The 14444-nt window shown below is 60.1% G+C and carries 8 protein-coding genes; 1 reads left to right on the plus strand and 7 read right to left on the minus strand.

Annotated features, from left to right (window positions below; all coding sequences use genetic code 11):
• Window positions 1–380 precede the first annotated feature (380 nt).
• Window positions 381–1538, plus strand: coding sequence for a galactokinase (galK, locus tag E5K02_RS14845; RefSeq protein ID WP_135395812.1), 1158 nt, complete (start codon window positions 381–383; stop codon window positions 1536–1538).
• A 76-nt stretch (window positions 1539–1614) separates the two neighbouring features.
• Here the strand turns inward: galK and E5K02_RS14850 are convergent, their stop codons facing one another.
• From E5K02_RS14850 to E5K02_RS14880, 7 genes are all read right to left on the minus strand, one after another.
• On the minus strand, window positions 1615–2901 hold the full coding sequence (locus tag E5K02_RS14850; RefSeq protein ID WP_135395814.1) for a sugar MFS transporter: 1287 nt from the start codon (window positions 2899–2901) through the stop codon (window positions 1615–1617).
• Between the two features lie 149 nt (window positions 2902–3050).
• The gene (locus tag E5K02_RS14855; RefSeq protein ID WP_135395816.1) at window positions 3051–4469 is read right to left on the minus strand and encodes a T9SS type A sorting domain-containing protein; all 1419 of its coding nucleotides are present in this window, start codon (window positions 4467–4469) and stop codon (window positions 3051–3053) included.
• A gap of 216 nt (window positions 4470–4685) precedes the next feature.
• Complete coding sequence (locus E5K02_RS14860) at window positions 4686–5567, minus strand: glycoside hydrolase family 16 protein (RefSeq protein WP_135395818.1); 882 nt, start codon at window positions 5565–5567, stop codon at window positions 4686–4688.
• Between the two features lie 40 nt (window positions 5568–5607).
• Window positions 5608–6870: a PKD domain-containing protein gene (locus E5K02_RS14865; protein ID WP_135395820.1), complete on the minus strand. Its 1263-nt coding sequence runs from the start codon at window positions 6868–6870 to the stop codon at window positions 5608–5610.
• A gap of 71 nt (window positions 6871–6941) precedes the next feature.
• Window positions 6942–8420, minus strand: a complete 1479-nt coding sequence (locus E5K02_RS14870; protein WP_135395822.1) for a RagB/SusD family nutrient uptake outer membrane protein — start codon at window positions 8418–8420, stop codon at window positions 6942–6944.
• 28 nt (window positions 8421–8448) lie between these two features.
• The gene (locus E5K02_RS14875) at window positions 8449–11634 is read right to left on the minus strand and encodes a SusC/RagA family TonB-linked outer membrane protein (RefSeq protein ID WP_135395824.1); all 3186 of its coding nucleotides are present in this window, start codon (window positions 11632–11634) and stop codon (window positions 8449–8451) included.
• A 78-nt stretch (window positions 11635–11712) separates the two neighbouring features.
• Window positions 11713–14196, minus strand: coding sequence for a glycoside hydrolase family 3 N-terminal domain-containing protein (locus tag E5K02_RS14880; protein ID WP_135395826.1), 2484 nt, complete (start codon window positions 14194–14196; stop codon window positions 11713–11715).
• Window positions 14197–14444 lie beyond the last annotated feature (248 nt).

The following is a 14444-nucleotide window of genomic DNA, read 5'->3' on the forward strand; positions in this document are numbered from 1 at the left end:
TTTATCAGAATGCCTCGCAACGCAAAAAGGCGCAAAACTGGTTCAATTCAGGCTATTTACTTGAAAGACCCAAGCTTGATACTACCGAAATGGTAGAGCATAATTCGGGCCATTCTAAATAAACGGCACAGGCAAAACTCAGCATTAATATAATTTAACCAATAATTACCAGCAGCTGAATAAGAATATTCGGCGCCACCCCGGCTTTCCGGCAGTTTTAAGGCCAAGACTTTACACCTATTATTTTTGGCCGCTCTGCCGTAGCAATGCGCCAAAGCTTCAGCTAAAGTCGGCGGGGGTGCGTAAAATATCATCCGGATTCGCGCCAACTTGCGCGGCCGGCTTCCACCCTATTCTTTTATCCCACTCTGTTTCTGCTTATGCTCGCCCACGATATTGCCGCTGCATTTCGCCAACATTTTGACTCTGAACCGTTGCTGGTGCGCGCCCCTGGCCGTATTAACCTCATTGGAGAGCACACCGACTACAATGCGGGCTATGTGCTGCCGGCGGCCATCGACAAGGAAATGTATTTCGCGGTGGCCCTGAACCAGCAGAACCTGATACGGCTGCGAGCTTACGATTTCGACGCCTCCTTCGAGGTGGCCGCCGACGCAGTGGCTCCCAGTGAAACGGAATGGGCCAACTACCTGCTGGGCGTAGTGGCTCAGCTGCACAAGCGCGGCGTGCAGGTGCCAGGTTTTGACTGCATCTTCGGCGGCACGGTGCCAGCCGGGGCGGGCTTGTCGTCGTCGGCCGCGCTGGAATGCGGGATGCTGTTTGCGCTGGACCACTTGCTGCATACCCAGCTGGAACCCATGCAGATTGCCAAAATGGGACAAACGGCCGAGCACGAGTACGCCAAGGTAATGTGCGGGCTGATGGATCAGTTTGCCAGCGTCTTTGGGCGCGACGGCAAAGTGGTGCGCCTCGACTGCCGCTCCCTGGAGTACGAATACTTCCCCTTCGACACCACGGCCTGCCGCATCGTACTCTGCAACTCGGGCGTGAAACATAGTTTGGCCAGCTCCGAGTACAACACCCGTCGCCAGGAGTGTGAACAGGGCGTGGCGATTCTGCGTCAGCATTACCCCCAGATTGAAACCCTGCGCGACGTGACCCTGGCCCAGCTAGCAACCCACCGCAACGAGCTAGGCGACGTGGTATACCGGCGCTGCAGCTACGTGGTAGAGGAAAATCAGCGGGTGGAAGAAACCTGCCGCGTACTCATGCAGGGTGACCTGACGGCCGTGGGGAAACAGCTATACGCTTCGCACACCGGCCTAAGCGAAAAATATGAAGTAAGTTGTAAGGAGCTGGATGTACTGGTACGGCTGGCCCAGAACGTGCCCGGTGTATATGGAGCGCGCATGATGGGCGGGGGCTTTGGCGGCTGCACCATCAACCTAGTAGCCACTGAACAAGTACCGGCCTTTGTGGAATACATGAAGACCAAGTATCAGCAGGAGCTGGGGTTGTCCCTGGAAACCTACGAAGCCACTATTGTAGACGGCGTGGGCCTGTTCAACCAGGCTTGAGCCGCAGTTCTATAAAGCACAAGCCGCCCGTCGATAGCTCGACGGGCGGCTTTTTTATATCTAGCTCGGAGCTTAACTAGGCTGCCGCAGGGCGGCTACCTTTCAGGCCGTACCAGACGATGTAGAGGTAGCAGAGCACGGGCAGGATAAACGCCAGACGCAGGGCGTGCACCCCCCCGCCGCCGCTGGTGCTGTCGGCGATAAGCCCAAACAGGGGCGGAATGATGGCTCCGCCCACAATGGCGGCCGAGAGCAGGCCCGAGGCATCCTCGGTGTGCCGCCCCAGCCCGGCCACGGCCAGCGTGAAGATGACCGGGAACATAATCGAGTTCATCAGCCCCACGGCCAGCAGGCTCCACATGGCGACCGGGCCCGACGTGGTAATCGAAAGCAGCACCAGGCCCACCGCCCCCACCGCGGCCACGGCCAGCACCCGGCCGGGCTGGAGCTTGCGCAGCAGCCCGATGCCCAGGAAGCGGCCCACCATGGCCGCCCCCCAGTAGAAGGCCACCTGCACGCCCGCCTCCCGGGCCGGCATGTTCAGCACCTCGGGCTGGCCCAGGTAGCTCACGATGTGGGAGCCAATGGCCACCTCGGCCCCGACGTAGGCAAAGATGCCCACCAGGCCCAGGCGCAGGTGCCGAAAGTGCCAGGCCCGCTCGGTGTCGCCGGCCGGGGCCGGGGCATGGGTGATGTGGGGCAGCCGCAGCAGGGCCAGCAGCAGGCTGATGAGCACCAGCACGGCCCCGATGCCCAGGTACAGGTATTGCACCGCCGTCACGTCCAGGGCCGCGGCCTGGGAGGCCGAGAGCTGCTTGAGGTCGGGCAGGTGGGACAGAATCAGGGCCGAGCCCAGAATCGGGGCCAGGAAAGTAGCCAGCGAGTTGAAGGCCTGCGTGAGCGTGAGCCGGGAGGAGGCCGTGGCGGGCGGGCCCAGAATGGCGACGTAGGGGTTGCCGGCCACCTGCAGGGTCACGATGCCGGTGGCCAGCACGAACAAGGCGCCCAGAAACAGCTCAAAGGTGCGGCTTGCGGCGGCCGGAAAAAACAAAAAGCAGCCCAGGGCCGCCACCAGGAAGCCCACGAGCATGCCGCGCTTGTAGCCCAGGCGCTTGACGACCTGCCCGGCCGGGATGCCCATGACCAGGTAAGCCCCAAAAAAGCAGAAGTTGACCAGGTTGACCTTGGCGTAGCTGAGCGTGAAGAGGCCCTTGAGGTAAGGAATCAGGATGTCGTTCAGGCAGGTGATGAAGCCCATCATGAAAAACAGCACCGTCAGCGAGGCCAGGGCTGAGGTGTAGCGCGGCGCGTCCTGGCCCGTATCCGGGGAGGAGCCGACGGCGGAAGGAGCAACAAGAGCCATACGAAATGAAAATAAGGGTTCGGTGAGCGTAAGTTAGAATAGCTGGGCACAAAAAGAGGCCGGTCCGCTCTCCTAACCATTGCGGAACCGGCCTCTACACCACGGTGCCCGTCTGCATGAGCAGGCAAAACGTGGAAAATGCGCTGGGTTTAGTGCGTGATACTCAGGGAACGGCTTACGGCCCGGCCTTCCACTTCGAGGCGGTAGTGGTAGAGGCCGGCAGCCAGCTTGGCCGTATTGAGGCGCAGCGTATGTTCGCCGCTGAGCGTAGCCTGGTTTTCGAGCAGGGTAGCCACGTGCCGGCCCTGAGCATCGTAGACGGCCAGCGTCACGGTAGCCGGCTTCGCCAGAGAAAAGCGGATGTTGGCGTGGTCAGCGGCGGGGTTGGGCCAGCTGGCGGCCAGCTCAGCGCCTACGGACTTGGTCGCCGTGGTGGGGGTAGCCGTTAGCAGCGTCGGGCCGTACCAGTCGTCGAGGTAGTAGCGGCCCCTAGCTGTAGTATTGGGCGCAATGAGCAGCACCAGCTCGTTGACCGAAGTCGAGGAAATAGTCGCGTCAGGACGGCCGCTGTTGGTAAACACCAGGGTTTCCCAGGCATTGGTCGCCGAGGTAGTCGCCACGTACTCCGAGTGCCGGCCTACGGGGTAGTTGGTGGCCCCGGCCCGGGTCGAGTCCTGCATGGTAATCTGGAACTGAATGCCGGGCGCCGGGCTGAACACCTTCAGCGTCATCTGCTTGTTGTTGGTCAGATAGGCCGACACGTCGGCCGGGCGCTGCTTGGGGCGCACCACCAGCACGTCGTACTGCAGGTTGCTGCGGGTGTAGCGGCCCACCCGCGGGCTGGTGTTACCCGCCGAAACAGAGTTGTTGAGCGTGTCGCCGTTGAAGCCGCCGTTGCTTTTCTTAAGCACGTAGTTCAACTGGTGCACGTTCTCGAAGTTTTCGTAGAGCTGGTCGACAACCGGGGCAGCGGCCACCAGCTCGGGGCCTATAATATCGTCGAGGTAATACGTGGCATTGCTGCTGGTGCCAGGCTCGATGAGCATCACCAGCTGGTCGGCGTCGGTGGGCAGCACGGTAGGGTCGAAGGTACCGGGGCTGCCCGCCGTGTAGGTGAATGTCAGGGTTTCCCAGGCGTTGGCCACGGTGGTGGTGGCGTTGAAGGTGCCGCCCAGGTTGCCGTTGGGGTAGCCGGCGGCTACTTTGGCTTTGTTCTGCACCACAATCTGCACGGCCTTGCCCGCGGCGGGGCTGTACATCTTCAGGGTAATCTTCTTAGTGCCCGCCAGGTAAGGCGACACGTCGGCCAGGCGGGGCGCCAGCGGGTTGATGAGAATGACATCGAACTGCTGGGTCGCGTTGCGCACGTACCGGCCCACGGAGGCGCTGTTGTTGCCGGCAGACACAGCCGGATTGGCTATGGGCTGGGTGAACACGCCGCTGGTAAAGGAGTAGGACACCCGCCGGGTATTCTCAAAATTCTCGTAGAGCACCTGCCCGACGGCCGATTGCCCCAGTGCCAGTAAAGCGCCGGCCAGTAGAACTGATTTTGTAAAAGATTGCGTCATCGAAGGTGGGTTAACGGTGGGAAACGGAAACTTCCGGCTTCGGGCCGGCACTCAAGCGCAACTCAGATAGAAATATGTTGGGCAAGCCAAGGGCAAGTAGCATGCTGGATCAGCAGCACGCACGCTTACTTTCAAGCCAATAAAGAATGGTGGTTTCGTCCGGCAGGCCGCCGTGCTACTTGGCACGGCGGCCTGCTTCGTTCGAACGGCTGTAGGCTACTTGTACTGGTAGTAGCGCACGTAGTCGACTTGCATCCGGGCCGGAAACTCGGTGTTGGGCAGCGGGTCGCCGTCGAAGTTGCCCCCAACGGCCACGTTCAGAATCATGAAGAACGGGTTGTTGAACGGGAAAGGGCTGGCGTCGGCGCTGGTGAAGGTGTAGAAGGGCTGGCTGGCGCCATCCAGATAGAACCGCAGCAAGTCCTTGCTGCGCACCACGCTGTAGGTGTGGAAGTCTTCCGACAAGTCGAAGTCCACGGGTTGGGTTTTACCCTTGTAAACACGGGTAGCCGCACTGGTACCAAAGTGCATGGTCGACAGAAACTCCCGGGGCTGGCTGCCGCGCAACTCCATAATGTCGATTTCGCCGCACACGGGCCAGTTGTTACGGTCGATATCGGACCCCAGCATCCAGATGGCGGGCCAGATGCCTTTGCCCTTAGGAAGCTTGGCCCGCACGTCGATGCGGCCGTACTGGAAGTCCCGCTTGCCTTTGGTAATAAGGCGGGCCGAGGTGTAAGCGTTGTTGCCTGACTGTTTCTTCAGGGCCTCAATCACGAGGTAGCCCCCTCTCAGGTAGGCATTGTCGGTCGAATTGGTGTAGGCCTGCAACTCATTGTTGCCCCAGCCCCCGCCGCCTAGCTCGTAGACCCACTTGCTCTGATCCAGCGAACCGCCGTCGAATTCGTCGCTCCATACCAGGGTGGTGTACTGCCCGTAGTCGCGCGGCTCTTCGTTGACGACCGGGTTGCTCGGCGGAGTCACCGGACCCGGCACGTTCTTGGTTTTCGTCTCGGTGCAGGCCAGCAGGCTCAGAGCCAGCACTATGCTGGCCCCGAGCTGGGTGCTCCGCTGTCCGAACAGGGATTGTGTTGTCATGAACTACAAGTAATAAACTACAGTGCGGAAGCTGGTTCCGCTATTTTTTGGCTACCATTTTAATGGTGAACACCGTACCGCCGTTGGCTCCGCTGCCGGCCCGGATGGTCATCTTGTTCTCGTCGATGCTCAAGATACGATATACCTGCTCCGTGGGCGAGGCGTCGGTGGCCCCAATAAAGGCACCCTTACGACTCAGTATGAACTGCGCCAGACCAGCCCCCGCCGAAGGTCCAAACACGAAAGGCGTAGCCGCCGTTTCGGGGGCTTTGCACGTGTAGCCGGCCGCGGCCGAGAAGGTTTCCGTCTTGGCGTCGTAGTTGAGCGTGTTGGTCATCGAGAAGGTGTACTCGTCATCTGCCTGACAGTCGGGCAGCTCTCCGGCCTTCACCCCGGCAAAGTACTCCAGCGGATTCGCCTCCGTACCTACCGTAATGGGAGCATCCGCGTTGTCGTCCAGCATCCAGGTTTTCGACGAGCCACCGGTCAGCAGCCGCTTGTAAGGAGCCGTAGCGTCGTAGGGAGTCAGCGTCACAATGGTGCGCGTGCCGTCGGGGTTGGTACCGCGCAGGCGTAGCTTGGTGTCACTGGCCTCCAGGATGTCGTAGGTTTTGTTGACCACCGAGTCGGCCACGCCGATAAAGGACTTGTTGCCCTTCAGCACAATCTGGGGGTTGCCGTTGTTGGGCCGGAACACGAAGTTGCCCGAGTGGTTGAGCGACTTACCACACGTGGTACCGCTCTGGAAAGTAGCGCCGGCGCTTTCGTAGTTGATCGTGAAGTTGTTGGTAAACGAAAACTGGTCGTCGAGCTGGCAGGGCAGCAGCGTGCCCGACGCCGAAATTTGACTGCCGTTGGCAGCCTCGCGAATAATGGCGCCAGGGTCATTGGAAAGGGACCACACCCGAACACCGCTGCCGGCGCAGCCCACCAGGTTGGCGAAGGTCGTGTTGGCGCAGGCATCGGGGATGGTAACAGCTTGCTTGGCCGAAATACCCGTGCCGCCGCGGCCCGCCGCCGTCAGCTCGACTTGGTAGCTGCCGGGCCGGGCGTAGGTATGCTGCACTGTAGCACCCGAGCCGATGGAATTGTCGCCGAAATTCCACTGGTAGATGAAGCCGTCCTGCGTGGTGCTAGTAAAGGAGACAACCGTGGGAAACTCGGTGGTATTGGCTTGAAAAGTAAAGTTGGACTGGGGCACGGGGCCTTCCAGCTCATAGTCTTTGGCGTCTTTCTCGCAGGAGCTAAGCAGCAACGGCGCAGCCAGCAAGCCCAAAGCTGTTAAACGGAATATGTTTTTCATGGGAATTCAGAGAGAATATGTCGTGGGGCAGGCTAGCCGGCCGACTGATACCCAGCCGGCCGGCCGCTTTTTTAATAGCCAGGGTTTTGCGAGAGGCCGGGGTTTACGTCGCGCTCCGACTGCGGAATGGGCAGCAGCACGTTGAAGGGCTTCACGCCTTTAGCCCGCAGTTGGGGCGAGGTCAGCAGCTCACCGGTACGCTTCATATCAAACCAACGGTCCATTTCGAAGGCCAGCTCGTACTTCCGCTCCCGCCACACGGCCCGCTTGAAATCGTCGGGGCTGATACCGGCGGCAATGTCGCGGTTGGTAGCACCACCGAAGGCACGGCGACGCACGGTGTTGATGGCGTCTAGGCCTTCGGTGGTTGGTCCCACGGCCTCAGCCAGAATCAGGTACACCTCGGCCAGGCGCATCACCGGAATATTGAGCTCCGAATCCCAGATGTTGGTATTCACCTTGCCCACAAACCACTTTTTCACGCCGTAGCCATTGGGGGAGCCGGGCAGGGAAGAAGGCTGCTCGCGGCCATCCGGGTACTTGTCGCCGGGCATCCAGATGGTCACGGCCCGACGGGTGTCGCCGGCTTCGTAGCCTGCCACGAAGTCGGGCTCCGGAATGTTGAAGCCGTAACCGCCCTGGGGCACGATGCCCTGGCCGCGGGGGCCCATAAACTCGTTGCCGCTCCAGCCCAGTCCGTCCTGGGTCCACTGGTTGCGACCCGCAATGTACTGCACCTCAAACAGCGACTCTTTGCCGTTCTCGTTGGCCACCTTGAAGTTGTCGCCGTAGTCGGCCCACAGGGATTTGCCGCTCGAAGCAATGACGCTACGCGCCTGGGTAGCCGCATCCGAGAGTTTGCCCTCAGTCAGGTACACTTTGGCCAGCAAGCCAGCCGCCGACCACTTAGTGGCCCGGCCAATGTCGTCGCCGCTGTAGGAAGTGGGTAGCTTGGTAATGGCGTCTTTCAGGTCGGCCTCAATTTGGGCGTATACCTGGGCCACCGGCGTGCGGGGTATGTTTACTTCCTCGGTTGTCTTCGGTGGCTTGGTCAGCAACGGCACATCCCCGAAGGCACGCACGAGGTCGAAGTAGTATTTAGCCCGCAGAAACTCGGCCTCCCCGATGCTACGGGCCTGAATGGCCGGGTCGATGCTCATGCCGGGCACTTTCTCCAGCACGATGTTGGCGCGGCCAATACCCACGTAGCAGCTGCCCCACAAGCGGGTGGTCAGCGTATTGGTCGAGGGGATGTTGAAGTTATCGAGCTGCTGCTGCTCCAGGCCGTCGCCGCCGCCCCCACCACCGGTGGTCGACAGGTCGGAACCGATGTCGCCGATGCCCCACAGGGCCGAGTTGTACTGTCCGGCCTTGCCTAGCTCGCTGTAAATAGCGTTGGTAGCCTGAATGGCGTCGGTGGTCGTTTTATAGAAGTTTGCGTCGGTTACCTGGTCGGTAGGAGTTTCTTCCAGAAACTTCTCGCCACAGCCCGTGAGCAGCCCCAAGGAGAGGAGAAAGGCGCCGCAGGAATATTTCGTGATGGTTGCCATCTTGCTTGTTGTGGGAATTTAGAGGGAGTTAGAAGCCAATGTTCAGGCCAGCCAGGAACACGCGCGACTGTGGATACACGCCCAGGTCAACCCCGCGGGAGCCAACTTCGGGGTCGAAGCCGCTGTATTTGGTCAGGGTCAGCAGGTTCTGGCCGCTCACGTACAAGCGCAGCTGCTTGGCCGAAATGCGGCCCATCAGGCTGGCGGGCAGGGTATAGCCCAGGGTCAGGGTTTTAATACGCATGTAAGAACCGTCTTCCACGTAGTAGCTGCTGGCGCGCAGGTTACCGTTGGGGTCGCCTGCTACGGCGCGGGGCACGTCGTTGCTGGTACCGGGGCCGGTCCAGCGGCCTAGTACCCGGGCGCTGCCGTTGCTGTTGCCATACAGGGCGCTTTCCAGGATGTAACGGTTTTGGTTATAGATGTCGTTCCCTTGCGAGCCTTGCAGGAACATGTTCAGGTCGAAGCCTTTCCAGGTCAGCGTATTGTTCAGGCCGTAGGTGAAGTCGGGGTTCGGATTACCGATGAACGTCCGGTCATCAGCATTGATAACACCGTCGTTGTTGAGGTCCTTGAAGCGGATGTCGCCGGGGGCCGTGCTCTTAGCCGGGTTGTCGCCGGCCGACTGCACTGCGTGGCTTTTCACTTCTTCCTGGGTTTGGAACAGACCATCGGCTACCAGGCCGTAGAACGAGCCGAACGCCTGGCCCTGGTCGTAGCGTACAATTACGCCGCTGAGCACGCTCAGACCGTCGTAGGGCTTGCCGACGCCCAGCGACTCCAGCTCCGTTTTGTAGGCCGAGATGTTGAGGGTCGTCGTCCAGTTCAGATCCGAACCGGTCCCCCGCAGGTTGCGCGAGGTGAAGGAAAAGTCGATGCCGCGGTTGTAGGCCGAAGCCGCGTTGCGGTTTACGGGCTCGTAGGTGCCCGATACCAGCGACACCGGTACGGGGGCAATCAGGTTGGGCGAGCTACGGTTGTAGAGGTCAATCGTGGCCTCGAAGCGGTTGTCGAAGAAGCCGAAGTCCAAGCCAATGTTCGCCTGGTTGTTGGTTTCCCAGCGCAGGTCGTAGTTGGCCAGGCGGGTTGGGGCCGCGCCAGTCTGAATGGTACCGTTGGGGCCGAAGGGGTACTGAATACCGGAGTTAACCGAGAACAGGTAAGCAAAGCGGCCGGCGTTGTTGGGGTTGCCTACTTTGCCGTACCCAGCGCGCAGCTTCAGGTTGCTGATGACGCGGTTGCCTTTCATGAACTCCTCTTCCGAGATGCGCCAGCCGGCCGATACGCCGGGGAAGAAGCCAAATTTCTCGCCGGGCTGGAAGTTACTCACCCCGTCGTAGCGGAGAATGGTCTGGAACAGGTACTTGCCGGCAAACTCGTAGTTCAGACGGCCGAAGTAGCTGGCCAGCTTCTGCTCGGGCTCCAGGGTGCCAGCGTTGGCCAGCTGCGTGTTTACCGGGCCCGAGTTGATTACCTGCAGGTCGTTGCGCAGGTAGCCCGTGCGGTAGGCTTCCACATTCTGCCGGTTGATGGTCTGCCCCGACTGCCCCACCAGTACCGTCAGCTGATGCTTGCTGGCAAACAGGTGGTCGTAGGTCAGCGTGTTTTCAATCAGCAGGCTGCGGTTGTAGTTCGACGTGGCCGAAGCCCCAGCCGTGGCCTGGGAATAGCGCGTGGAGAAGGTTTCGCCGTTGACGATCAGCTCCGGTACCCCGGGGCGGAAGGCATTGTAGTTGTCAAAAATCAGGTCGGCGCCCACGTTGGTGCGGAAGCGCAGACCTTTCAGGGGCTCAAGTTCCGCGAAGAAGGTTGTCAGGGCGCGGTTGCGCACAAACTTCTGGTTGGCAATAGTAGCCGAGGCCAGCGGGTTCTCCTCCACGAAGTTGTCCTGCAAGCCGCGGGGCTCGTAGTAGTAGCCATCGGGGCGGTACACCGGAATGATGGACGGAATTCGGATGGCTTGCTGAATCGTGCCATACTCACCGTTGCGTGAGCCTTCGGTGCCTCCACCGGAAGGAATCTGCCGGTCGTTGAGGTTGGTCAGGGAGATGTTACTGCCCAGCTTCAGGATTTTGTTTACCTGCAAATCGCCATTGGCGCGCAGCGTAAACCGCTCGAACTGCGAGCCGATAACCGTTCCATCCTGTTGGAAGTAGGTACCCGACACGGCGAAGCGCGCTTTCTCGCTGCCGCCCGTAGCCGACAAAGAGTAGTTCTGAATAGCGGCGCGGCGGAACACTTCGTCCTGCCAATCGGTGCCGTCGCCCAGCGCATCAGGGTTGCGCAGGCGGTCCACCACGATACGCTCCCCGCCAGCAATGCGGTTTTCGTTGTTGATAACGGCGTACTCCTTGGCCGAAAGCAGATCGAGCTTGCGCCACACCTGTTGCACACCGCGGTACGCGTCCAGGTTGATGGTCGACACGCCGGCCTTGCCCCGTTTGGTCGTGATAATAACTACCCCGTTGGCCGCCCGCACCCCATAAATAGCCGTGGCCGACGCGTCCTTCAGAATGTCAATTGTCTCAATATCGTTGGGGCTAATAGCATTTAGCTGGTTTTCGCCGCCCTCGGGCAGCGGAAAGCCGTCGACGACATAGAGCGGGTTGTTGTTGCCGGCCGACGTAATGCCCCGCACGCGGATAGACGTACCGGCAGCCCCACCAGGGGCTCCCCCGTTAGAAGTTACGGTAACCCCAGCAGCCCGGCCTTGCAGGGCTTGGGTGGCATCGGCTACGGGCTGGGTAGCAATTTCGCGGGCCGAAACCGACGATACAGCCCCCGTTACGCTCGCGCGCTCCTGCGTACCGTAGCCCACTACTACCACTTCGCTCAGCGCCTTGAGGTCTTCGTTCAGCGTTACGGCCAGGCTGCTGCTGTTGCTGCTAGTGACCACTACTTCCTGCCGTAGGTAGCCTACGTAGCTGAAGATTAGGGTGCTGTTCTCCGGCGCGGTCAGCACGAAGGTACCATCCGAGTTGGTGGAAGTACCCAGCGTAGTGCCTTTCACGAGTACGGTTACGCCCGGCAGGGGCTCGCCGGTGCTCTGCGTCACGCGGCCCGATACCTGAATATCAGCTAACGACGGGCGGCCGGAGGTGGGCAAGGGCAAGGCGGGAGAGCCAGCCAGCGCCGGCGCGGCCAGCGCCGGCAAGCCTAGCGTTGCCAGCAACAAAGCCCGCCGCAGAAAATGCGGGTAATGATTTGAATTCATGAGGGTAGGAATTGGAAGTGGAGAGCAATATGAAACAATGCACCCGGGCCAGACTCACGCCGGCCGGGGCCGAAGAATCTAGGGTTGCGAACCGGAGCCTTTCTGCCCGTCGGTGCTGCGGGTTGTGGCGGCGGGGCCGGCGTAGCGGAAGCGTTTGGTCTGGTCACCGACACGCAGGGTGAAGTAGCCATCCTCCAGTTGGGGCTGGCCTTGGGCATTTGGGTAAGACAGGTGGGGCAGCGGCTGGATTTCGAAGACCATTTCGCGGCTTTCTCCGGGCTTGAACTCCTGCTTTTCAAAGTGCTTGAGCAGGCGCACCGGCCGGGTAATGCGGCCTACTTCGTCGGTCAGGAACCACAATACGGCTTCCTTACCCGCCCGGCGGCCAGTGTTGGTCACCTGCACCGTGGCCCGTACTTTTCCATTACCACTGAGCACGGAGTCGCTGAGCTGCAGATTGCTGTACTTAAAGGATGTGTAGCTCAGCCCTTCCCCGTATTCGGTGAGCATGGCGGGCTTGAATTTGGGCCCACGGTTTTCGAAGCCGGCTCCGAAGTCGCTCAGATCCAGAGAGTTTTCGTTGTTATCGTGGTGGTAAGGCGAGATATGCCCCGCAAACTGCGGATAAGTAAAGGAAAGCTTCGCGCTGGGGTTCACCTTGCCACTGATAATTTCGGCAATAGCCTGCCCGCCCCCGAAGCCGGGCAGCCCGCCCCATATAATGGCCGACGACTTCTCGGCAACGCTCCGGATAATGCTGGGTCGCCCCCCTACTACTACCAGTACGTTGGGCTTGCCGGTGGCCTGCACAGTGCGCACCAGCTGCTGCTGATCGTCGGGTAGGGTCAGGTCGCTGGTGTTGCCCAAGCCCTCGGTATAAGGACGCTCACCTATGGCTAGTACCACAGCATCAGCAGTACGGGCAGCAGCACTGATGCTGGTTAAGCTTAGTTTACCGGCGGCATCACGGTACGGAATCGATTGCACCTGGGCTCCCGGATACTCTTTTTTCAGGGCTGCATAAATAGTCAACACGTCTTTGGGATACTCAGCCTCGGGGCGCCCCTGCCAGGCCAAGGTCCAGCCGCCGGCCAGGTTGGCCCGCGAATCGGCCGAGGGACCCACCACCAACAGGCGCTTCACCTTGCCCGGCGCCAGGGGCAGCGTGTTTTGCTCATTCTTGAGCAGAACGACAGACTCCCGGGCGGCATCAAGGGCGAGCAGCTTCAGGGCAGGGTCACCGATGCGGTTGAGGCGGTCGGTGCGGGGCATGGGATTTTCAAAAAGTCCTAGTTCATCTTTCAGCTGCAGCACACGGCCGGCCGACAGGTTGATGCGCTCCTCGGTGAGCCGGCCTTCCTGGACCAGCTCTTTCACATAGCGGCAGAAATTGGTCGTGTAGGGCGTCATGGCCATGTCTACCCCCGCCTCGATGGCCATATAGGTAGCTTCCTTCTCATTGGCCGCCGTCTTCTGAACCCGCACCAGCCGGATGATGTCCTCCCAGTCGGTCACGGCCACCCCCTTGAAGCCCATCTGTCGACGCAGCAAGTCAGTTAGAATGGCCTTGGACGAATGCACCGGTTCGCCGTTAATCAGGCCCGAGTTGATCATGATGGTTTTCAGACCCGCATCCATAGCGGCCTGAAACGAGGGCCGGAAAAACTCCTGCAGGCGCTGGTCCGAAATCATGGCGTTGGTCCGGTCCCAGCCGTTACGCGGGTCGGAGTAGCCCAGAAAGTGTTTGCCACAAGCGGCTACTTTGTAGGGCGCTATTTCTTTGTTTTCCTGTAGCTCCCGCACAAAAGCGGCCCCCATTACGGAAGCTACCAGTGGGTCCTCGCCATAGGTTTCGTATACGCGGGGCCAATAGGTATTCACCCCCAGATCCAGCACGGGCGCAAACACCCAGTGGTGGCCCAGGTCGGCCGACTCCAGCACGGTGGCCCGGGCCGTTTGGCGGGCAAACTCGGGGTTGAAGGAGGCCCCAAGATTCAGATTGTGCGGGAAGATGGCCGTACCGGCTACGTAGCTGGCCCCGTGCATATGGTCGATACCATAAATGATGGGGATATGCAGACGTGATTCACGCATGGCAATGCGCTGCAGGGCCGCCGAGTACTTCACCCACTGCGTAGGGGGCACGGCTTCTCCATTTAAAAAGGAGCCCACGTGGAAGTCCCGAATCAGGGGCACCAGCTTGGCCGAATCTAGGGCAACGTCGCGCTGCACGCCGGTCGGATTGATAACCGTATTGGCGAGCTGGGTCATTTGCCCGATTTTCTCTTCGAGTGTCATCTGGGCCAGCAGCGCAGCTACCCGCTCACTCACCACAGCGGGGGGCAGGGCACTGCTGGCCGCAGATGTCGGCGAGGATGAAATAGTTGATACCGCGGGAGCAGCCGTAGTAGCTACGGCAGCACGCTGGCAGCTACTCCACGCGCAAAGTAGAGCACCAAGAAGAAGCGTACGCGCCGCGCGGGCGGCCACGATGTTACGAAGTACAGAGGGTTCCGCAGTAGCCCCAGTGGGAGCCTCTAGGAAAGGGTGGGGAGTTGTCATTTCAGCGGGGGGAATACCCAAAGATATCTTTCCTTGTTCCGGAAATGCAATAGCAAAAACCGCTTATACAGCTTTAAAACAAGGTTTTCTCACCTACTTCACATCGTGATTATACACTTACTACACACATCACACCTTCCAATTCATGCTATACACAAGCCTAGCCCTGTTTTGTTGACAAATTGTACTTACGGCTAAAAAACAATGAAAAAAGAGGCCCTAAGGCCCCCTTTTCAAAAAATATTTTT

Origin of the sequence: Hymenobacter metallicola, from assembly GCF_004745645.1 — a bacterium.
GTDB lineage: Bacteria > Bacteroidota > Bacteroidia > Cytophagales > Hymenobacteraceae > Hymenobacter > Hymenobacter metallicola.